This window comes from Enterococcus sp. MMGLQ5-1, from assembly GCF_013155265.1.
Lineage (GTDB): Bacteria > Bacillota > Bacilli > Lactobacillales > Streptococcaceae > MMGLQ5-1.
Genome location: NZ_JABJXU010000005.1, coordinates 150379 through 173812 on the forward strand (window position 1 = coordinate 150379; position 23434 = coordinate 173812).

At 37.5% G+C, this 23434-nt stretch carries 21 protein-coding genes; 1 reads left to right on the forward strand and 20 read right to left on the reverse strand.

Going from position 1 to position 23434, the window contains the following annotated elements:
• Positions 1–3: 3 nt before the first annotated feature.
• The 20 genes from HOY35_RS07120 to HOY35_RS07215 all read right to left on the reverse strand — a co-directional run bounded on the left by HOY35_RS07120 (position 4) and on the right by HOY35_RS07215 (position 21995).
• Positions 4–2178 (reverse strand): alpha-galactosidase, encoded by a 2175-nt coding sequence (locus HOY35_RS07120; protein ID WP_172211524.1) that lies wholly within the window; start codon positions 2176–2178, stop codon positions 4–6.
• 20 nt (positions 2179–2198) lie between these two features.
• A complete protein-coding gene (locus HOY35_RS07125; protein WP_172211522.1) occupies positions 2199–3020 on the reverse strand; it encodes a PTS system mannose/fructose/sorbose family transporter subunit IID in 822 nt (273 codons plus the stop codon).
• A 28-nt stretch (positions 3021–3048) separates the two neighbouring features.
• A complete protein-coding gene (locus HOY35_RS07130) occupies positions 3049–3873 on the reverse strand; it encodes a PTS sugar transporter subunit IIC (RefSeq protein ID WP_172211520.1) in 825 nt (274 codons plus the stop codon).
• Positions 3874–3897: 24 nt separating this feature from the next.
• Positions 3898–4875 (reverse strand): PTS mannose/fructose/sorbose transporter subunit IIAB, encoded by a 978-nt coding sequence (locus HOY35_RS07135; RefSeq protein ID WP_172211518.1) that lies wholly within the window; start codon positions 4873–4875, stop codon positions 3898–3900.
• A gap of 220 nt (positions 4876–5095) precedes the next feature.
• Complete coding sequence (locus HOY35_RS07140) at positions 5096–5302, reverse strand: hypothetical protein (protein WP_172211516.1); 207 nt, start codon at positions 5300–5302, stop codon at positions 5096–5098.
• 137 nt (positions 5303–5439) lie between these two features.
• A complete protein-coding gene (locus tag HOY35_RS07145; protein ID WP_172211514.1) occupies positions 5440–6324 on the reverse strand; it encodes a VOC family protein in 885 nt (294 codons plus the stop codon).
• Positions 6325–6690: 366 nt separating this feature from the next.
• On the reverse strand, positions 6691–7359 hold the full coding sequence (locus tag HOY35_RS07150) for a phage tail tip lysozyme (protein ID WP_249641497.1): 669 nt from the start codon (positions 7357–7359) through the stop codon (positions 6691–6693).
• Positions 7360–7392: 33 nt separating this feature from the next.
• On the reverse strand, positions 7393–8025 hold the full coding sequence (locus HOY35_RS07155) for a CHAP domain-containing protein (RefSeq protein WP_172211512.1): 633 nt from the start codon (positions 8023–8025) through the stop codon (positions 7393–7395).
• Between the two features lie 441 nt (positions 8026–8466).
• Complete coding sequence (pepV, locus tag HOY35_RS07160) at positions 8467–9873, reverse strand: dipeptidase PepV (RefSeq protein WP_172211510.1); 1407 nt, start codon at positions 9871–9873, stop codon at positions 8467–8469.
• Positions 9874–10011: 138 nt separating this feature from the next.
• The gene (locus HOY35_RS07165) at positions 10012–11265 is read right to left on the reverse strand and encodes a diaminopimelate decarboxylase (RefSeq protein WP_172211508.1); all 1254 of its coding nucleotides are present in this window, start codon (positions 11263–11265) and stop codon (positions 10012–10014) included.
• Between the two features lie 92 nt (positions 11266–11357).
• Positions 11358–12182: an NUDIX hydrolase gene (locus tag HOY35_RS07170; RefSeq protein WP_172211506.1), complete on the reverse strand. Its 825-nt coding sequence runs from the start codon at positions 12180–12182 to the stop codon at positions 11358–11360.
• 92 nt (positions 12183–12274) lie between these two features.
• Positions 12275–12838 (reverse strand): TIGR01440 family protein, encoded by a 564-nt coding sequence (locus tag HOY35_RS07175; RefSeq protein ID WP_172211852.1) that lies wholly within the window; start codon positions 12836–12838, stop codon positions 12275–12277.
• A gap of 15 nt (positions 12839–12853) precedes the next feature.
• On the reverse strand, positions 12854–13363 hold the full coding sequence (locus HOY35_RS07180) for an ECF transporter S component (RefSeq protein WP_172211504.1): 510 nt from the start codon (positions 13361–13363) through the stop codon (positions 12854–12856).
• Positions 13364–13694: 331 nt separating this feature from the next.
• Positions 13695–14711, reverse strand: coding sequence for a tRNA dihydrouridine synthase DusB (dusB, locus tag HOY35_RS07185; RefSeq protein WP_172211502.1), 1017 nt, complete (start codon positions 14709–14711; stop codon positions 13695–13697).
• Positions 14712–14736: 25 nt separating this feature from the next.
• On the reverse strand, positions 14737–15606 hold the full coding sequence (hslO, locus tag HOY35_RS07190) for an Hsp33 family molecular chaperone HslO (protein ID WP_172211500.1): 870 nt from the start codon (positions 15604–15606) through the stop codon (positions 14737–14739).
• A 71-nt stretch (positions 15607–15677) separates the two neighbouring features.
• Positions 15678–16802: a tRNA 2-thiouridine(34) synthase MnmA gene (gene mnmA / locus HOY35_RS07195; protein WP_172211498.1), complete on the reverse strand. Its 1125-nt coding sequence runs from the start codon at positions 16800–16802 to the stop codon at positions 15678–15680.
• A 262-nt stretch (positions 16803–17064) separates the two neighbouring features.
• Positions 17065–18315, reverse strand: a complete 1251-nt coding sequence (locus HOY35_RS07200) for an MFS transporter (RefSeq protein WP_172211496.1) — start codon at positions 18313–18315, stop codon at positions 17065–17067.
• Between the two features lie 128 nt (positions 18316–18443).
• Positions 18444–19730, reverse strand: coding sequence for an alkaline phosphatase family protein (locus HOY35_RS07205; protein WP_172211494.1), 1287 nt, complete (start codon positions 19728–19730; stop codon positions 18444–18446).
• A 222-nt stretch (positions 19731–19952) separates the two neighbouring features.
• Complete coding sequence (locus HOY35_RS07210) at positions 19953–20774, reverse strand: purine-nucleoside phosphorylase (protein WP_172211492.1); 822 nt, start codon at positions 20772–20774, stop codon at positions 19953–19955.
• Between the two features lie 39 nt (positions 20775–20813).
• Entirely contained in the window at positions 20814–21995 is a 1182-nt protein-coding gene (locus tag HOY35_RS07215; protein WP_172211490.1) for a phosphopentomutase, read from the reverse strand.
• 278 nt (positions 21996–22273) lie between these two features.
• Between HOY35_RS07215 and HOY35_RS07220 the strand changes: the two genes are divergently transcribed.
• Complete coding sequence (locus HOY35_RS07220) at positions 22274–23431, forward strand: AbrB/MazE/SpoVT family DNA-binding domain-containing protein (RefSeq protein WP_172211488.1); 1158 nt, start codon at positions 22274–22276, stop codon at positions 23429–23431.
• Positions 23432–23434: the final 3 nt, after the last annotated feature.

Below are 23434 nucleotides of genomic sequence, written 5' to 3' on the forward strand. Positions count from 1 at the left end.
TTTTTACTGCTTAATCAAATGCCAATTTTGTGCAAAAAAGTCATGGTTAACATCCGCAATTGCAAGTCCAACTTGCATCAATTCATCACCACGTCGAATTATTTCGGTACCGTCAATTTGATAATAGCTATCCGTATCTAAACCAACGAGACGCAAACGTTTGCTCGGCGTATTCGCTTTTGCTAAAATTTGAACATAGCTGACAATAACTTCATGAAAATCAGCTGAAAGATAAAGCCAAGCCTTTGCGTTTTCCCGTTGGGCAGTCCTTAGATAATAATGTTCACCAAATTGTACAGTCTGTCGAATTCGCTTATAAAAAGCAACCTGCTGCTTGATTTCTTTTTTTTCTGCTTCTGTTAGTGTTAAAACATCCAGTTCATAACCAAAGTTACCTTGCATGGCCACGATACCTCGTGTTTTCAAGCTTGTGAGTCGCCCATTTTGATGATTAGGACTGGCTGAAACATGACAGCCCATACTCGCTGAAGGATAGAGCATCGTCGCCCCCGCTTGAATAGCCAAGCGTTCAATAGCATCGGTATCATCACTCGCCCAAGTTTGTGGCATATAATAGGTCATACCTGCATCAAAGCGCCCTCCTCCGCCTGCACAATTTTCAAAAAGTACATTCGGAAATGCTGACGTCAGTCTCTCTAAGATATCATATAAACCTAAAACATAACGATGCGCTGTTTCTCGTTGCCTCGATTTAGGTAAAAACTGACTCCCAATTTCGGTTAATGAACGATTAAAATCCCATTTAACATAATCCACCGCAGCTGATTTAAAAATACCAGTAAATGTCTCCACTAAATAATCACGAACAGCTGGATTTGTTAAATCTAAGACCCATTGGTCGCGTGAAAGAGAAGGTCGACGATTTGGCGTACCTAACACCCATTCAGGATGCTGACGATAAAGTTGACTATCTGGACTAATCATCTCTGGTTCAACCCATAGCCCGAATTTCAAGCCTAGTGCTTTGATTTTTTGACTAAAGCTACCTAGCCCATTTGGAAATTTTCTTAAATCTACTTGCCAATCACCTAGCGAAGAGCTGGCATTATCTCTTCGCCCAAACCAGCCATCATCCAATACAAATAGTTCAATGCCCAAATCCGCTGATTCCTTAGCAAAATTAAGCAAACGTGCTTCTTCCAAATCAAAATAGAAGGCTTCCCAGCTATTAATTAAAATTGGACGCTCCTGCCATTGATGATGCCCTCGCACTAAAAATTGCTGATAGCTGTTTCGAAAGGTTTGACTCATTTCTTGCAAGCCGTTTTTGGCATAAACCAATAACGCTGCCGGCGTTTCAAACTTTTCTCCCGCCTCAAGTCGCCAACTAAATTGGGCAGGATTCAAGCCAATTTGCAGTCTTAGTGCATCGTGCATTTCCATTGTGACACTAGCTCGAAAATCGCCTGAATAAAGCAAGCTCATTGCTCGAATTTCACCATAGTCTTCATTAAATTGTGAATCTGCCAAGGCAATGAAGGGTTGATGCTCGTGGCTACTTTGACCCCTTAGGCTTTCAATAACCTGACCATTCTGAGTTAGTTCGCTTTGTTGATAATGCAGCTCTCTAGCCCAGCCACCTGAAAGGTGTAATAGCTTCTGGTTCGTATCATCAATGTGAATACAAGCCGAGCTTAATTCAGCAATTTGAGTCACTTCACTGCCAATATTTTCAATGGTAACAAAGCGAACTAAAGCAGCAGTCTGATGATTTAACCCATAAAATTGCTGCATTTTCAGCTGCTTTTCTTCATCGATTAAAGTGATAATTAATGTTTCTCCGCGCTCATCCTCCAAGCCTGGCAGGTTCTTGGGCTTTAATAATTTAGATTGAACTTCAAAATCGACATACCTAAAATCAGAAATATTGGAGCCATCAGCATGCTCAAGCACAAAGGCTGGCTTACGAAGATCTGAATTACCATAAGCAGGGTATTCAATCGGTAATCTTTCTAATTTAAATTCTTTGATGCCATCTGTATCAGCAATATAGCTCGCACGTTTGATTTCATTTATTAAATAGTCTAGTGCTGCGTCCTTTAATTGATCACCCCAGTATAGATGTGTTAAATGACCGCTTGGCAAAACCTGCATTACATAACTCATCTGTGGCGTAGACAAATGGAAAATACGCCTTTGTTGATTAAAAATTATCATTTTATATCCTTTATCAAAAATTAAGCAATACCAAATACTGAAGCAATAATACCGATAACAATCACGCCAACAATCATCTTATTAATTGATACATTCTTTTTAGCAATTAACCAATAGCATAACATTGTAAATGCAAGGGGAATGATACCGATGAAAATAGAATCAAGCATTTCCTGTGATTTCATGACTGTTTTGCCACCCATGACCATATTCCACTTCAAATCAAATTTGACCATACTTGAGGTCATCGCACCAACCATTGTAATACCAACAATCGATGCCGCCTTGGTAAGAACGCTCATCAACCCAGAATTATACAAGTCAGAGATGTAGGTTGAGCCTAAAGTATAACCTAATTTACCAGCAAACCAACGTGTCAGCTGAGTTGGAATATTGAATATCAATAAGAAAATAATTGGCGCTAAAATATTGCCCTGCTTAGCCAGTGGGATTGCAATTCCAGCTGCAATTACTCTAAGCACACCCCAAAATACCGAATCTCCTAGCCCAGAGAGTGGTCCCATCAAACTGGTTTTAATTGCTGAAATGGAATCCGAATCAAAATCAGGTTTTTCTGAATTCTCCTTCTCCATCGAGGCAGCAATCCCTAAAATAAATGGATACGTTGCAACAGTTGTATTAAAATAAGTATTATGACGTAGCATTGCTTGTTTTTTTTCTTCGTCTGTCTGATAATATTTATTAATAAATGGGAGCATTGCATAGGTTACACCCGAACCACCAAGCTTAGTTGGCGTTACTGAAGCAAACTCAGTAAACGAACGCCAATACATCTGTTTTAATAATTTTTTTTCATCTTTAGTTAGTTCTACTTTAGCCATCTTTTTCCCTTCCTCAATCTTTTAGTCATTAGGCGTAAAAATCATCTACCTCTTGCTGTTTCGGATCGTTATTCTTGCTAGAAGAAATGTTAACACCTTGCTTTAGCTGATCTTTAATTCCCTTAAGTGTAATATCATTTTGCGCAACAATCACAGCAGCAATAATTGCAATCGCCGAAATCGCAATTAATGGAATATCAAGATATGCAATCAGCACAAAGCCAAGGAAAAAATAGACAGCAATTTTATTATCCCAAAGCATTTTCAAAAGCATTGCCATCCCAACCGCTGGCAATAGGTTACCGGCAATCTCTAAGCCATGCATAATTACGTCAGGAATCATTTTCAAAACTGATTCTGTCGCTTTTGAGCCAACTAAAATAGCAAAAAATGGAATTAAGCTATATACCCCCCAATTTAATGCCCATATGCCGAAATGCAAACGCGTATATGCTTTGCCATTACCTTGTGCAGCATATTTATCAAAGCGAGTTGAAATGGGTGCAACAACGGCAATCCACAACAATTGCTTGATTTGTAAACCAATAATACCAAGCGGTAAGGCTAAAGTAATAGCATATTCTGTCCCACCACCCAGTTTAATCGCGAAGGCCGCAGCAAGTGCTGAGGCTAAGCCGGGCTCGGCTGAAGCCGCACCACCAATATTGACAACGCCCATAAAAATTGTTTCCAGTGCAGCACCCACTAGTAAACCAGTTTGTAAGTCTCCCAAGAACAAACCAACGAGTGGGGCAATAACAATTGGTCGTCCTAGCATTGTAAAACCAAGTAGCTCCTGTCCTCCAACTGTCAACCAGACAATTAAAGCAACTACGATTGCTTCATATAACATTATTTTTCTCCTTTACTGCTAATTTTATATCAATTCTTTTGCAAGCTCTTTTTTCTCAGCAGGCACCATTTGAATATCCGTTTTCGGAAAAATGCCAACTAGCTCTTCTAAGGAGGCCAACTCCGGCGCTGTCAATAAGACAGTTGGGGCGATTTTTTTCTTTTCACCCTCAATCATCTTGCCAACATTGCCCACGTTAATTCGATTAAAATAGCTTACCTGACCTGCCAAACGCGCTGCATCATGAACCGTACGTACCAAAACCAAAATATTTTTTGTTGCTGAGCGGTTATCATTCAATATATCTGCCGCTTCATCAATTGTTCTCATCAAAACCTTGATGCCATTTGGCGCAGCCATTCTCAAAGCATTCTCCTGTAGCTCATTTGTTACAACTTCATCATTAGCAACAATAATACCTTCAATTTTTAATTCCTTTGTCCAAACCATTGCAATTTGACCATGAATTAATCGTTCATCGATTCGCATCGTAATCATTTTATTCGTTTCAGGCCTTACTAATAGGTTATCTATTGTCTTAGACTTGACTGCTTCAGTCATATCCGTGACGGCTTGAGCGGATTGCTCTCCTGTACCTTGCACACCCTCAACCAATTGAACTTGCTTTAACTCTAGCCGAGCAGTCTCTACCAATGTCTGAATCTTTTGATATGTATATTCTTCACCCGCTAAAGCAATCGACACCGTTTCCAAAATTAATGGAATATTCATGCCTGCAATCACAAAAAAATTAGTTTTACCAGTTGTTTTCATTACCACTTTTTGATTGACACTACCGCCGTATAAATCTGTAAAAATAATTGCTTGATCTGTATCACTAATTGATTCAATAAAGCGAGCTAAAGCATCATCCAAATCAGGTACATCATCTGTATAAGCAGAAATATAGGTGAAATCTTTGTTTTCCCCTAAAAACAATTCCAATGTTGCCTTAACCCCATCCGCCAATTTACCATGACCAGCCACTAAAAATTTCTTCAAATCTTCCCTCCTAAATATCAGTAAGCGTTTTCTTTTCTGTCGACTATCAAAGTATAACATCAAATTTGACCGTTTGCAACCGTTTTATTGACTAAATCGTTCATTTTTTATTCAACAATGAACGAAACGGTCTTACGCTGTTCTTGTATCAAAAATCTATTTAAAAAATAAAAAAAACCAGAATCTGTTAAGATTCCAGTCATTATTTTAATAATAAAAATTATGTAAGTTCTTTCCAAAAAATACATTTGTGATTTGCGGTAACATCCTTGCCGCTCTCAGGACTTTCAGAATTACTACAGTTTGCAATCTCATTAGGATTGATAAAAGTGAAACCTGAAGTGGTATCAGTGATGTGAGTACCATCCCAATATGCACAATTACCACAGCTTTCAGCAACAACGTTATGCTTTACTACTTTTGCCATAATTAAAACCGCCTCTCTTATTTGATAGCTTAATTATAGCACCAAAAATAAGAAAAAATTATTAAATAATGATGACGACAATGATAATCAGTATCGGTTGATAATCAATATTACCAATGGATTTAAATTGAATGCTACTAAGCATCTAAACCATTTTTTTCTATTTGAATTTTAATTTTTATGCCATTTGGATCAAGAATCGATAATGAATCAAAGGTTTCTTTAAGATAATTTGCCGAAATTGCCTGCCAATGCTGCTCAAGTCGCGTTAGCTCTTGAGCATTTACCACACTAAATGTATAGTAATCAAGTCCCAAATCATTGGCTACCATTGCTGGCGTGTGTCTCCCAAGCCAAATATTTGAGCCGATGTGATGATGATAATCTCCCGCTGCAAAAAATTTTGCCTGATCACCATAATTAGTTTTTAAATCAAGTCCTAAAACCCTCGTATAAAAGAGCTCCGTTTCTTGTAAATCGGCAACTTTTAAATGAACATGACCAATCTTACTTCCTTTAGGAAATCCTTGCCATTTGCCGTCAGCAGATTCAATCAAATTATCGCCATCCAGCTCAACCGTAATACCTACAATTTCGCCATCTGGTCGAATATCCCAAAATTTTCTATCCTTATCGCAATAAATCTCAATACCATTTCCTTCTGGATCATTGAGATAGAGTGCTTCACTATAGCCATGATCACTTGCACCAATTAGAGGTGCTTTATTCGTTAAATAATGAATTAGAGCATTCCCTAAATCATTTCTTGAAGGTAATAAAAATGCAACATGGAAAAGACCTGTTTTTTTTGTGATTGGTAGTGGATTGCTTATTTTTTTTAAAACCAATAAAATCTGTTTGTCTACCCCTAAGATACTTGTCAAATTTGTTTGATTTAATAGCTCTAAGCCAATGACTTCAGTATAAAATTTTGTTTGCTCTTCCAAATCCGCAACCTTCAATGATAAATGACCTAACTGAGTTGCTGCTGAAATCTGAAATTTAGGAATTACAACACTCATAATTCACTCCTTCTACTTAAATCTCCATAATATTTTCTATAAAATCAAGCAGCCAACGCTTCCTGTCGAATAATGGACTGACTTAACTATTAACATTATAATACTTACTTATAGTAAGTTCATAGTGTTTTGCTCACTTCATAAAAAGCTTCTTGCTACACTAATGATTTTTAATAAGGTGTCAAAGCATTTTTTAAGAAAAAGACGTATTAAATAACAAAAACCACCATCATCTCTGACAGTGGTAGGAGTTTATGAAAAAGATTAATTATTTGGGATGAGTTAATAGTATAACGAGAAGCTTAAACGAGGCTTAAAGCAAAAAATGCCCTCACTAAACGTGAAGGCTGATATGGGCCGTTGCCATTAAACCTGTGTTGCTAATTTCTTAATATATTTAATTTGTTTTTCATCTGTATGCATATGAGTGTCATAGCCTGCCTGTTTCATCATAGTCTCAATTGCTGCTAATTCACTTGGACTTGAAATCGGTGTATAACGATTGCCTACCCATAAAAATGCTGTTTTGTTTTCTGCAAATATAATCATATTCTCTCTCCCTCTTTTGGTTGGATTCACTGGATTCGTATTTTTAAGTAAATTGTACCAATACCTTGCTTGTACTTGTCTTACCGGCTGATTTGGATTATACGGACGTTCATAGTAACGTATAAAAATATCCGCTAATACTTCAGGTGATTGCGTGCTCTGAGTAAACTGCTTAAAAGACATACTTGGATGATAAAATTGTTGATTATTTACCACTTCCCATTCAAGTCTTTTACATTGGCTAATAACATCCTGATATACTAAACCGTTACTTGTCGCCCAGTTGATATACTTGGTAGCAGGTGTCCACTGAACTAAACCATAGCCACCAGACATATTACCAATATTATCTGATTCCCAGCGATCGGCAATGATACCACTCTCTGATTGCATATTACCAAGTGTTGCTGCAACTGCTTCTTGGCTCCAGCCCTTACTAGTCAGATAATTCCAAATTTGCTGCGCCGTCTGTTGTTGAGTCATCATTTCTCACTTCCTTTTTTACAAAGCTAAAAAATCCTAGCTCTCTTGAGCCAATTTTTTAATATATTTAATCTGTTTAGAATCTTCGTGTTCCCATGTGTCATAGCCTGCTTGCCGCATCATCCCCTTAAGTGCTTCTAGCTCACTAGGATTACCGACATAAGTATATTTATTACTAGCCCAAAGATATACTCGACCATTTTCTTTAAATAAAATCATGCTTTCTTTTCCTCCCAATTTTCCTGAATTATTGTCATTCTCACTATACGGTGGTCTAACAAAACCAATGTAGGGTATATGCGTTAATGGGTGCTTACTAATGTATTTACGACCAGCATAATTTTCATCATAAACTTGATAATTATCTTCAGCAATAATACCCGTATGACCATATTGATTAGTTGGTTCTGGTCCTGTAACAAATATATCTCCCGGCATTGAGCCTTGTGAAACTGGTATTTTCTGCCACCCCGGATCTAATTGCGCCGTCCAAATATCCTTGGCACCAACTATACCTCTGCCTGAAAATGCACCACCTGCTACACCAAAGAATGCCTGTGAAACATAATTGACCAAATCAACACACTGAATGTTTGAACCATTGTTGAAACCAATTGCTCGACCTTGGTTCGCATTCAACCAGCTTAAAACTTCATTTCTTGTTGTCATATATTTCCTCCTTTCATGTTTTAAATATATCACCTTAGCACGTGTGAAAAATCCGCAAATAATCCACGATTGAAAAGCTAAGTGATATTTTCCTTTATAAAATAAAAAAGCCCTCATAAAATACAAGGGCTGAATGATTACTTAATGGGGGGAATTGATTTATTATATTTTTTATTGTTCTTTTAATAGTTGATATTATTCAGTAAACTTTCGCTATATCTATAATAATCAAAGCAATGAAATTTTTAAAATAACTCGATATATCAGTATATAAAGGTATTTAAAAAGCAATTAGTCGGGGACAAAAATCGCTTTTTCTGACTTTGTCCCCGACTAATTTTGTACTTCTATGACTTTCTATGGTTTAATTTATAGATACATCCTTGTTAAATCAACGTTTAATATATTTTAAACTGTTTTAAAAATCACTAAAATATCTACTTAACGTGCCAAGCGATAAATAGCATCTGCATAAATAACTGCAGCACGATATAAATCCGCCTCAACAATGAACTCGTTGGCTTGGTGCATCGTATCAGTATAGCCTGGGAACATCGCACCATAGGCAACACCACGTTCCATTAGGCGTCCAAAGGTACCGCCACCAATAATCTGTTCATAGCCCTTTTCACCCGTATGATCTTCATACACCTGTAAAAGCGTAGCAACAAGCTCATCATCTTCGGGCACATAATGTGGTGCTTGCGTTCGCTCACCTTGTTTAACTTTAACAATATAAGCTGATAGCGTCTTTGTTAAGCCTTCTTTGATCGTCAAGGCATCTGTTCCTTTAGGAAAACGGAAATTCAATGTAATTTCACCACCATCGGCCTCATCAAAATTAAAAATACCTGCATTCATCGTTAATTTACCCATTTTAGCATCTTCAAAGGCAGCACCAATTTTATTGGCATAATGGTCTTGATAGAGAAAATGACCCGCAACCTCTAAGAATTTTTTAGCATTACCAGCAAAGTGATAGGTGCGTAAAAAGCGAGCTAAATAGGTTGCACCATTCACACCAGTTTGCGGACTAGCACCATGTGCCGATTTACCAACCACTTCAATTTCAAACTCCCCTGCCTTGATTTCAGCAAGTGCACCACCGACAGAATGCGCAATTTTAAAGGCTTCAAAATCTTCCTCTAAGTCAGCAAAGGACAGATTACCGCTAAAGCTTGCCTTTGCTGATTCAGGCACCATATTTTCACGCAAGCCACCTTTAAAGGTATGTAATGTAAATTCCCCTTGATTTGCACCATCAAAAATTAAAATTTCAGAAGTATTACCCTTTTCACCATTGATAATTGGAAATTCAGCGTCAGGTGAAAAACCAAAATCAGGCTTAGCCTCCTTGGTAAAGTAATAGTCCATGTCACCCCAGCCAGATTCTTCATCAGTTCCGATGACAAAACGGATTTTTTTAGACAGCGGCACCTGTAAATCTTTTAATATTTTCAGTGCATAATAGGCAGCCACAGTTGGTCCCTTATCATCGCTTGCACCGCGTGCATAAATTTTGCCATCTCTAATTTCTGGGGTAAAAGGGTCACTTTCCCAGCCACTGCCAGCTGGTACAACATCCATATGAGCGAAAATACCTAATGTTTGTTCTCCCTCACCATATTCAAGAACGCCAACATAATTATCAACATTTCTTGTTGTAAAACCGTCACGTTCGGCAATTTCTAAGAATTTTTTCATTGCCGCCAAGGGTCCAGGACCAAAAGGTGCTGCTTCCGTTACCTTTTCATCATCACGAACTGAAGGAATTGCTAAAAGTGTAAATAAATCCGCCTTCAAATCATCTTTTCGTTTCAATACTTCCGATTTAAAATCAACAGTCATTATTAATAAACCTCCATTTTATCTTAATACCTCTATTGTATCACTCAAATAAATATTTAGGAAAAATCTGATAGTAAAGATTTTATATTGTTATCAAAAAAAGTGATGAACTAATAAGTCCATCACCTAATAAAAAATTTAAGCTTGAAATTCAAAGCCATCAATCGTTGCGAAATAATCCTCTGGCTTTTCAGCGCGGCGAATTAATCTTGAATGGCCGTCAGCCTGAAAAAGCACCTCTGCACTTCTCAGCTTAGCATTATACTGATAACCCATCGAAAAACCGTGTGCACCAGTATCATGAATCACCAATGTTTCACCTTCTGATAATTCTGGCATTGGTCTTTGAATTGCAAACTTATCATTATTCTCGCAAAGTCCACCAACGATATCAACTACGGTTGTCGCTGGCTCTCCCTCACGTCCAGCCGCGGTGATATGATGATAGGCCTTGTACATTGCCGGACGTAATAGATTGACCGCTGAAGCATCAACACCAATATAGGTTCGATAGGTTTCTTTTTTATGTAAAACCTTAGTAATTAGATGTCCATTTGCAGCTAACATAAAGCGTCCTAATTCGGTAAATATTTTAACTTCTCCAAGTCCTGCTGGCTCAAGCACTGACTGATATGCATTTTTGACACCCTCACCAATTTTAAAAATATCATTGGGTTTTTCCTCAGGGAGATAATTAATGCCAATCCCACCAGATAAGTTAATAAAATCCAAATCAACATCAGTCGCCTGAACGACCTCAACAGCTAACTCAAATAATTCTTTCGCTAATGTGGGGTAGTAATCATTTGTAACTGTATTGCTCGCTAAAAATGAATGTATGCCGAATTTTTTAACACCAAGCGCCTTTAATTCAATAAAAGCTTGAATTAACTGTTCTTTAGTCATACCAAACTTTGATTCTTGAGGGCTATCCATTATCTCGGTTCCTAATGAGAAAACACCACCGGGATTATAACGACAGGAAATCGTTTCCGGAACATCAGCCACTTTTTTCAAAAACTCAATATGCTCATAAGCATCTAGGTTAATTGTCGCATTTAACTGCCTAGCAAATTGAAAATCCTCAGCAGGCGTATCATTAGAAGAAAACATAATTCCACTGTCTTTAAAGCCTAATTTATGACTCATTAATAGCTCAACATAAGAGGCACAATCGACACCACAGCCTTCTTCCTTTAAAATATTGATGATTGCTGGTGTTGGTGTTGCCTTTACGGCAAAATATTCCTTAAATCCCTTATTCCAAGAAAACGCTTGGTATAAATCACGCGCAACTTGGCGAATGCCTGCTTCATTATATAAATGAAACGGCGTTGGATATTGATTCGTCAGCTCATTTAGCTGTTCTTTAGAAACAAAAGCCTTTTTCATTAAAATTCCTTTCCAATGTGCAGCGTTATTAAAGCAATCAATATCGTATCATTAAAATCGATTTAAGGAGGATAACTCAATTAATAACTGAATTATCTTTTTAAATAGCGAATTAATAGCTTGGGTCGGCCAACACCCGTACTGCGCAATTTAGGTTTGAAGTCCTGACCTGAGACAATTTGAAAAATTTTGTGACGCTGAATAAAAATTTTCTTAAAGTTACTATTGTCCATTTTAGCAAAACGTTCATCAAAAATCTTGAAAATTGCTAAAACTTCATTAATTGTAAATTCATCCCCCAAAATTTGTACAATATCTGGTTCAATCTCGAGATATTGCTTGATTCGATTAAAGCTTGTCATAAACATTTTCTTATGATCAAACGCCAATTCAGCTAAATCGATTCGCTTACCCTGCTCATCTTCAAAATAGAGCGTATCACCAGCACGCTCAATATTAACCCAATGTGCTGCTTTAGCATCATCCCCTGCCACAATCTTATCGATATCTCGAGGTGGTAGATAGGTCACATGAGCAACGGAAACCACCCAATATCTTGGATCGCGATCTGGAGTCGAGAAAAGACCGACCTGCCAAATATTTTTATCATCAACCAAAATGCCAACCTCTTCTTTGGTTTCCCTAATCGCTGCTTGCTTAGCATCTTCATTTTTATTAACAAATCCACCGGGAAATGCATACTTATGGCGCTCTGGATTTTTCAAGCGTTCAATCAATAAGACTTGTAGCTTCTCTGTGCTAGCATTAAAAGCAAAAATAATATTATCAATCGTTAAGGATGGTTTGGCGTATTTTCCCAAATCTTGTTGATGATACCATACTAAAAACTCAGCTTCCTCAGCCTCTTCTTCATAATACTTTATTTCTGCCTGCTTGGATTCAAACTTTTTTATCATTTTTAAGCCTCTTTTACCCAAATATTTTATTTTAAAGTAAAATGTACTAAAATTATTTTGTCAAGTCTAAATTAAAAATAGCTACTAAAAAACTAGCTTTTTCTGAGGTTATCCTCTGGATAAAGTGCACGTATACCGCCAATTAATTTTGGGCGACTTGCAAGTGCTGTCACGTGTGCACCACCCAGCTCACGATATTGCAGGCGAATCGGGATTTGCACGTGCTTCACATGCATACCAATTGAAGTATCACCAATATCTATACCAGCATTAGCAACCACAAACTCAACCTCTACAGGTGAATGAAAATATTTAAAGGCTGCAAGCTGTCCACTACCACCTGCGTGTAATGAGGGCAAAACTGAAACAACCTCTAAATGCTTTTCTTGAGCGACACTCGCTTCAACCGCTAATGCTCGATTTAAATGTTCACAGCCTTGAACAGCTAAATGAATTTGCTTTGGTCTCAATATTTCTAAAATCGCACTGACGATCACTTCACCAATTTCTTGACTTGAATTTTTACCAATCATTCCCCCCGCAACCTCCGATGATGAAAGTCCAAGGACAAAAATATCATTAGCACTGAGGTTAGCTTTTTCTGTCAGCTCCAGCGTCAAAGCCTTTGTTTGCGTGGCTAGTTCTTTTAAATTCATCATTTATGCTCCAATCTAATATTTTGCTATCGGCCGAACAAGGTTGGTTCTTGATAGTGCCTTATAAACTGGCAAAGCAATCACAATTCCGAAAATATTTTGTAAGGTATTACCAGGTATGCTTGCCAAACCATAACCGAAACCATTTAATAGCCAGCCCGCTAAGCCATAACCAATGACCATTAAAACACTTGCAGTAGTTAAACCAGCAATCATTAGCTTATTGCCACGATCAAAAGCAATTTTACCAGCAACCAAGCCTTGCAGGCCATGAATCACCACAGAAAAAAATAACCATTGCGGATAGCCTGAAATTAAATCAATCAAACCGCCTGATAACGCGCCAACAGCTAAGCCTGCTGGTCCACCAAGTAAGAGTGCCGCAAGATAAATACCAGCTTCACAAAGTGTTACGAAGCCTTTAGTTTGCGGTATAGGAATAATAAAATTTAGCGATAAGGCAACTGTTAAAGCGGTAATTAAAGCAATTAATGTAATTTTTCTCGTTTTTGTATTTTTCTGCATTGTTATAGCTCCTCATCTAAAAATTAAAAATATATCCAAAAAGAACTTACCTACATACTACGAAATTAAAGCAATATCCCTTTTATGATTTAGCTTATCATTCTCAGTAAAGCATGATTTTGCGCATAAGCAGCATGTTTTCTTGCGAAGAGTGAAAAATTATTTTTACCGATTAAATAGAGAATATTTTAGCTAATAAAGTAATAAGTAGCAGTTTTAAAAAAAGTATGAAGCAGTTTTAATACTGTTTTTTCATTAGTTTACAGAAAATTCTAAATAAAAAAACACCCAATTGGATGTTTTATAACCATCCAATTTAAGTGTTTTGAGTTTAAATTGCTTTTACTAAACGTCTTTTTTCATCTAATTCATAAACCGCTGAAGCAAATTCATCTAATATTTCAATCATTTCCTGCTGTGTATTCGCTTGATTAACAAGAGACTTGGCCTTGGCTGCTCTTGGTGCGCCTTTTAGATAATAAGCTGCGTGCTGTCTAAATTCACGTGTACCGATTTTTTCACCCTTTAAGTCAACTAAACGCTCTAGGTGTAGCTTTGCAATATTAATTTTTTCTGCAACCGAAGGCTCTGATAATAGCTCACCAGTAGCTAGATAATGCTCAGTTCGTTTTAGCATCCATGGATTACCTAAGGCAGCACGTCCAATCATTACCGCATCTACACCAACCTCATCTAGCATTCGCTTAGCATCCTCAGGTGTTTTAACATCGCCATTTCCAATAAAGGGAATTGTTAATTTTTGAGCCACCTTGGCAAGCATATCCCAATCCGCATGCCCCTCATACATTTGAACACGAGTTCTCCCGTGCATAGCAACCGCCTTAGCACCAGCCTTTTCAGCAGCGAGTGCATTTTCAACTGCATATAAATGCTCAGCGTCCCAGCCAAGACGCATTTTAACAGTCACAGGAAGCTTGACCGCCGAAGCAACAGCCTCGACCATTTCATAAACCTTATTTGGATCAAGCAACCACTTAGCGCCAGCTTCTGCTTTAATTACCTTATTAACTGGACAGCCCATATTTATATCAATAATATCTGCTGGTGTATTAGCCTCCACAAATTGAGCAGCTTCAACTAAGGTTGCCTTCTCTCCCCCAAAAATTTGCAGGGATAGAGGGTGCTCATTAGAGGCAATGTCTAGCATGCTCAACGTTTTTTTATTCCTATGCTGAATACCCTTATCAGATATCATTTCCATTACGACAAGTCCAGCTCCAAATTCTTTGGCTGTTACACGAAATGCCTTATTTGAAATGCCCGCCATCGGTGCTACAACTACTCTGTTTGGGATTGCAACATCACCAATATGCCATGTTTTTGCCACAGCTACCTCCTGTTAACTAATTTGATTATAGATTAATCAATATATCTTCCAATTCCTTCTTTGAAAATTGATACTTATCCTCACAAAAATGGCAAACAACTTCAGCCTGACCATCCTCCTCGATGATCGCAGCTAGCTCTACGCCTCCAAGTCCAGCCAGACCTCTGGCAAATTTCTCCTTAGAGCAGTCGCATTGAAATTGTAATGGTGCCTTACTCAAAACCTTATACTCAACCTCACCAAAAACAGCATCCAAGATTGCTTGCGTTGATGATTTTTCGAGAATTTCAGAAATCGCGGGCATTGCTTGTAACCGTGCTTCAAATGCTTCTAAATCCTCAGGCAAGGCATCAGGCATTGCCTGAACTAAAAAACCACCTGCTACCTTAACTCTATCCTCTTGATCTAAAAGCACAGATAGACCGACCGCTGAGGGAATTTGTTCGGATTCAGTAAAATAATAAGCTAGGTCTTCGGCAATCTCACCGGAAATCAATGGTACTTGACCAGTATAAGGTTCCTTTAAGCCCATATCTCTCATGACTAGTAAGAAGCCTGGCGCAACTGAAGAGCCGACCATTACTTCACCGGTCGCCGTCTTCTTTAAGTCAATATGAGGATTGCCGACATAACCTTTCAGGTGACCGTGTGCATCTGCATCAACTGTAATATGACCAATTGTATTCTCACTTAACACCCTTAAAGTTATTTTATCATTTCCCTTTTGATTTGCCCCTAAAATTGCACCTGCCATTAAGGCACGACCAAGTGCGACAGTTGACGTACTCCATGTATCATGGCGCTGTGCTGCATTTGCAACCGTCTCTGTCGCCAAAAAGGCAAATGCCCTAAAATTGCCATCCCTAGAGATTGCTTTAATTAAGATATCCTTCAATGAAAATGCTCACTTTCTAAGTTTTCCAAAATAGCACTTATAATTATAATTGAATTTGGCGATAAATAAGCTTAAATATACTGTAATTCTTTTTCTGCTTGATAAACATGATCGATTAAACCGCCACCAAGACATTCATCACCGTCATAAAAGACAACCGCTTGACCTGGGGTCACTGCTCGAACAGGCTCTTTGAAAGTGACAATTGCCTTGTCACCATCAACCATGACATGAACTGCAACGTCTGCTTGGCGATAACGAAATTTAGCAGTACAGTCAAATTCTAACTGTTGGCTTAAATCTCTAGGTACCGTAAAGCTGATTTCTCGGGCTTCTAAGCTGGTTGAAAATAGACTTGGGTGGTTAAAGCCTTGACCAACATATAAGATATTTTTAGCTAAATCCTTACCGACCACAAACCAAGGCTCATTACCTTGACCAGTACCACCAATACCTAAGCCTTGTCTTTGACCAATCGTATAATACATTAACCCATCATGAGTTCCCATTAATTGACCATCAACTGTTCGCATTTCACCTGATTGCGCAGGCAAATATTGACTCAAAAATTGTTTGAAATTCTTTTCACCAATAAAGCAAACGCCGGTTGAATCCTTCTTTTTGGCAGTCGCTAGTCCTGCTCGATCCGCAATTGCACGTACTTCTGGTTTTTCTAAATGTCCCAGCGGAAACATTACTTTTTGCAGCTGCGTTTGCGATAATTGACTCAAGAAATAAGTCTGATCCTTATTACCATCATAGCCTCGCAATAAATGAACAGTACCGTCCATATCACGCTTAATCTGCGCGTAATGACCTGTTGCGACATAATCTGCACCCAGCTCAACGGCGTAATCTAAAAAAGCTTTAAACTTAATTTCTTTATTACACATCACATCAGGATTTGGTGTCCGTCCTGCACGATACTCCGCTAAAAAATATTCAAATACCCGGTCCCAATATTCCTTTTCAAAATTAACTGAATAATAGGGGATGCCAATCTGATCTGCTACCTTTGCAACATCCTTATAATCCTCCGTTGCCGTACAGACACCATTTTCATCGGTATCATCCCAATTTTTCATAAAAATTCCAACCACATCGTATCCTTGTTCTTTTAGTAGTAATGCAGTCACAGAACTATCTACCCCACCACTCATACCAACAACAATACGAGTTTTTGAGTTATCACTCATTTTGTCACCATCTTTCACTAGATTTTGATGGTAGGCTTTTAATAACAACTAAAACCATTGATACCTACCTTGCATATCTACGATTTGAAGGTCGTAATTGCAACTTCCTATTATAATCGGAAAATGCTGAAAAATCTAGCTTTTGGCTGATTAACTTTATCATTGCAATAAAAACTCAATAATTTTTCAATTGCAGTATAAAATAAAAAGGGGCTGAAAAAGTCAGCCCCATGATTTATATAAAAAACCGAATGCAGATTAGCTATGCTTTAAGCTCATTTGGACGTTTAACTGTTAATGCAAGCAGCACACCGCCGATGATAAACAATACCAATAAGCTTGCAATCCCAAATTGACTTTTTCCTGTTAATTTAGTCATCGTAGAGAAAATAATTGGACCAAGGATTGCTGAAAATTTTCCGAAAATATTGTAAAAACCGAAAAATTCATTTGCTTTATCCTTTGGAATAATTTTTGAAAAATAGGATCGGCTTAGCGCTTGAATACCGCCCTGAGAAGTCCCTACTAAAATACCAAGAATCCAAAAATCAAGTGTCGTCTTCATGAACATTGCATATAAGCAAATCATCGCATACACAAAAATTGCAACGACAATTAATGGCTTCGTACCAAATTTTTCCGCTAGCCAGCCGTAAAGGATGGTAAAAGGAAAGGCAATTATATTAACGACCAGTAAAATAATAATCAGCATATTGGAATCAACGCCCATGTCAACCCCAAAGGCCGTTGCCATCGTAAAAATTGTATCAACACCATCAATATAAAAGAAATAGGCAAGTAAAAACAGCACAACGACTTTATACTGACGAATATCACGAATCGTTGTAAGCAAGCGTCGAAAGCTATTACGAATGGAATGGCTTTGCTTAGGCACACCATAAACCTGTTGGACGTTCTTAAAAAACGGAATCGAGAATAACCCCCACCATAAACCAGTTAGGATAAAGCAAAGCTTCGTAACCAATTCACCACCTAGCAAACCAAAGCCGTCTGTAACCTGTAACACCATTACTAGAATAAATAGCAGTGCACTACCAATATAACCAAGACCGTAACCATAGGAGGATACCTTATCAGCGCGCTCATCATCAGTAATATCAACGAGAAAACCATCGTAAAAGACATTTGCCCCCTGAAAGCCCATATGCGAAATCACATAAACAATTAATAGCGTCACCCAGCTTTGATTAGGTACTAATGCTAAGCCAAGTGTTGTAATAATTCCCGAAATGGCGAAAAGTGAAAATATTTTTTTCTTATAACCAACGTAATCAGCAATTGTTCCTAAAAAAGGGGCTAATAACGAGATAATTAAGGTTGCAATTGAAGAGGTATAGCCCCAGATAGCAGTGCTATCGACTGAAGAAACGCCTGCATTGCCACTCACATACTTAAAATAAATCGGTAAAATTGCTGTAACCACGACTAAAGAATAGGCTGAATTTGCCCAGTCATACATAATCCAGCTTTTTTCTGTTTTGGTTAATTTCATTTAGTGCTCCTCACAAGTCTTCAAAAGTTGATGATGCTTTAATTTTTTGACTACGAAAAATAATAAATCCCAATCTATGTAAAAAAACTATACAGCTTAAGCAGCCACCTCTTATTCAGCAAGCTTAATTATTCAAAAAGCTCATTGATTACTTGACCATCAACAATTGTTGGAAAAGTAGTCAAATTTAATATTTTGGCGAAAGTAGGCGCCTCATCAACCAGTCTCGCCTGAGCAATTTTTTTACCCTTGGCAATCCCTGGTCCAAATGCGACTAGGGTTGTTTGGTAATTTTCTTTTTCAGGAGAAAAGCCATGAACTGCTCGATAACGTTCAGATTGACCGATTGTCTTGGCATCAACCTTTTCAACCGGCTGTCCTACTGATTCATCAATAAAATAATAGCCTCTTTTAGCTTCCAACATTAAGGTACAATTTGGGTCTGCGCCAAAGGATTCCGCACGGTCGTGACTATAGATTGCCGCAATCTCATGGATGTTATGGAGCTCCGCCCTAATTTCTGACACCGTTATGTCAGATTTTGGATTAAGATAAACATAGGCTGAGCCATCACAGCTTTTACAATAAACATCCCAATTTGCTGCAACTGTACCATCACTTCGCACCGTCAACCAACCCATTTTGGCAAATAGTACGTTGATACGAATCATCGAATGAACATCAATTTGATAATGATCACCCAGCAAGACAAAAACGGTGTCTGAATAGGTACCGGCTATTTTAGTTGCCTCAATAATTTTTGCGACATTTTCATCGAGCTGCTTTTTGGCTGTTTCAGCCTCTGGGCTATTGACGCCATGTGCATGACGCATACTATCCAAATTAACTAAGTGAACCGCCGTCAAATCTGGCTGTTCATGAATAATTGTATCCACCGTGCAGGCAGTAATAAATTGATCTAAGTAAGGCTGATTAATCCCTTGACGCAATTTGCCATAGCGTGCATTCATTTTGACTAAAAATAAAGATGAGCTCGCTTGAAATGACGTTAATACCTGATTCGTCCAGATACGATTTGGAAAAATTTCCGCAATATTAAAATCAATAGCTGCCTTAGCACAAACAGGCCATAAAAAAGCTGCTGTTTTTAATTGATGACGTTTGGCATAATCAAAAATAGTTGGTACCTGAATATCCTCGGCATACCAAAACCAATCTGGCGACTTTCGCTTACTTTGCAATTTGGTATTGTTTACAATACCATGAATATTTGGAAAAAAGCCAGTCATAATGGTGGTATGAGATGGATAAGTTAATGATGGATAGATTGCCTCAACCTGCTCAACATGGCAGCCGTCTGCTATTGCAGATTGAATTGTTGGTAAATCTGCTAAATCGCCCTTTAAGTCTGCAGCACCTAATGCATCCAATGAAATCACTACCAATTTAGTCATTGATTACGCTCCCTTTCTCGCGTCAACATTTACAGTTTACCTTAAAAAAAATATCTAGTTGTTAAAGTAATGTAAAATTCATTTAATCTCTTTTTTAAAAGTATCATAAAAAAAGAATTCTATAAAATATAACGACTAGCTACTAAAAAATCCGCCAAATTGCACGGATGATTGTTTATAATTTTTAGACTATGGTAAGTTGAAATGCTCTAATTATTTTAATTAGGCCTCAGCCAAAAATTGTTTCACTAATGCTTTAAATCTAGTCTTAAGCTGATTGGTTACCGCCACAACTTCGTCATGATTCAATTCTGTTTGCATACCTGCTGCCTTATTAGTAATTGCTGAAATACCGAGTACGCGTATCCCGCTATGATTGGCAACGATTACTTCTGGTACAGTTGACATTCCAACCGCATCGCCGCCAACTGTTCTAGCTAAATGGATTTCTGCTGGCGTTTCATAGCTTGGACCAGAAAATCCCATATAAATACCTGATTGAAGCCGTATTTTCAAATCTTTTGCTACTTTTGCTAGTAATTGAAGGTATTGCCTATCATATGCCTGTGACATATCTGGAAAGCGTGGCCCAAATGCTTCTAAATTGTCACCAATTAATGGATTATTGCCCATAAAATTAATATGGTCTGTAATTGCCATTAAATCACCTGCTTCAAAATTTATATTCACGCCACCTGCCGCATTGGTCACTATCAACCCTGTCGCCCCAAGTGCCTTCATAATACGTACTGGATAGGTAACTACTTGCATACTGTGCCCTTCATAATAATGAAATCGACCTTGCATCGCCAATACCGTTTTCCCTGATAAAGTACCATAGACAAGCTGACCTGCATGACCAACTACGGTTGAGGCTGGAAAGCCTGGAATTTCTTGATATGGAATTTCACGCACGTTCTCAATTTCAGTGACTAAATCCCCTAGCCCAGAGCCCAAAATTAAACCAAATTCAACACTGCCCACGCCTTGTGCTTTTAAATAACTCACTGTTTCTTCAATTAAAATCTGATTAATTTCTGTCATCTAATCACCCTTCTATCTCTTTGCTAAGAATATATTGACTTAGCATAATGCACTTAAAAAGCTTTTTCCGTTTTCCGTTGGTCGTATGCCAAAATTTTCCGCAATCGTGGCCGATATATCCGCATAATGTCCAATCGGTAAAATGCCCGATTTTTTAAAGCTTGGACTATAAGCTAGTAATGGCACATATTCCCGTGTATGATCTGTACCTGAATAGGTTGGATCATTGCCATGATCAGCTGTTATTAGCAATAAGTCATCTGAATTCATTGCATCATATATTTCTGGTAAACGTCCATCAAAAGCTTCAATCGCTCTTGCATAACCAACTGGATCACGACGATGTCCATATAGAGCGTCAAAATCAACAAGATTGGTAAAGCTGATGCCTTCAAATGATTTACGCATCACCTTTAATAACTGATCCACGCCATCCATATTACTTTTAGTCCGAACAGCATCTGTGATACCTCTACCATTAAAAATATCATTAATTTTACCAACAGCATAAACTGTTTTATCTGCCGCTTTCAAATGGTCTAATACTGTTTCACCAAAAGGATTTAAGGCATAATCATGACGACCACTTGTTCGAATAAATTGACCAGGCTCTCCAATATAAGGACGTGCAATAATTCGACCAATCATATATGGATCGTCTAGGGTAATTGAGCGAACATACTCACAAATTTGATAAAGCTCCTCTAGTGGAATAACAGACTCATGCGCTGCAATCTGCAATACGGGATCAGCAGAGGTATAGATAATCAAATCACCGCTTTTAAGCTGCTCTGCTCCGAAATCAGCAATTACCTCTGTGCCTGAATATGGCTTATTAGCCGCTCTAATCACTTTTCGACCCGAAAAGATTTCAATTTTTTTTAATAAATCTTCTGGAAAGCCCTCTGGAAAAACTCTAAATGGTATTTTTATATTCAGCCCCATAATCTCCCAATGACCAGTCATCGTATCTTTGCCCGCTGAAACCTCCTCAAGCTTAGTAACGTAGCCTAAAGGGGCTGCAACTCGTTGAATACCTTCTAATGCCTCTGGACGTGGAATCAAGCCTAGTCCCAGCTTTTCTAAATTCGGTACGTTAAGACCAGCTACTTTTGCAATATGGCCTATTGTGTCACTACCCAAGTCATTAAAAGCTGCTGCATCTGGTGCCTCGCCAATTCCAACTGAATCTAATACAATTAAATGTACACGCTTAAACATTTCATCTTCCTTTCAAAATACATCACTTGATTAAAGTATCCTCACCCTTCTAGTTTATGAATAAAAAACTAAAAAGAAAAGACATTCCGAAATTTAAATTTCCAGAACAGATAAAATAACATTTTATTTATATAATATTAATAATTATTTTACGTTATAACTATCAAAATATTAATTATAAGACAAAAATATTGATTATTAATAATATATTTATGAATATAGCTTGCTTTTAAATATTGAATTTGAGATGATTTTTTTAGGAGTAAGGAGATTAAAAAATGACAAATCAAATCAAGCTGCCTGATGAAGTGATTCAAGCATTAGGCATTAATCAAGATAGCGAATTAGAGCTTCAGGTTAACAACCAAAAATTAACAATTCAAGTCGCCAATCATCGACCAGCTAATCAAACAATTATCTTAAGATGGTTTTTAATACCATCAATTTTAGCAACAATTGCCTTTATAAGCTACTTTATATTTAATAATATCAATCAAATTAACTTTACAGGCAGCAACTCAATTGCAACAATGGTCATTATTTTGGGATTATTTAGTGGTATCTGCACCTTCGCATTTTTCTTTATTCGTGGAAAAAAACGTAATACACGGTATCTAAAGGACATCTATTGGCGAAATTTCCCCACGATTATCTTTTCCTTTGCAATCATTTTAGGCATTATTTTACTTGGCCTTTTCTGGTTTTTAGGCATTATTTTCGAACGAGCAAGCTTCGACTTATTTACAGCAACTATTCTTTTTTTCATATTTGTAGCTGTTGTTAACTATTTAATGATTTTATTCGCCCTTTCTATCTCACCAACTGTAATAATTACTCTTTTAATCTCAGTAATCGTTGGCGGTGTGGTTATTTCAATGGCCACCAATAGTCAACATCTTTGGTGGCAGAAAAACTTTAGCTTTCTCGGAACTGAGCACGCTAACTATGGTTGGCAGTTTAATCTGACGCTTGTTCTTTCGGCACTCTTATTGTCTGCTCTATTAGATTATTTATTTGTTGCTATTCAATATAAAAAATCAGATTACTATTGGCGACTTTGGAGTTTAAGGATTTTATTGAATTTAATTGCAATTAGCTTAGGCGCAGTAGGTATTTTCCCTAACAACGGTTTGGGTAGACTTCATGAATTACATAATCATGCCGCAATGTCACTTGTTTATCTTATTATTATTTTAATCATCGGCATTCGTTGGTTATTACCAAACGTAACCAAAGAATTTCTAACCATTTCATATTTAATTGCTGCAGTTATCGTCATTGCCAGAATTCTTTTCAGTACCATTGGCTATTTATCATTAACCGCCTTTGAATTAATTTCATTCTTTCTGGCTTTTAGCTGGATTTTACTATTAATTCAAAATTTGAATCGTTTAAGTGTCGACATTGATCCAACATATTATCTAAAGCTAGAATAATTA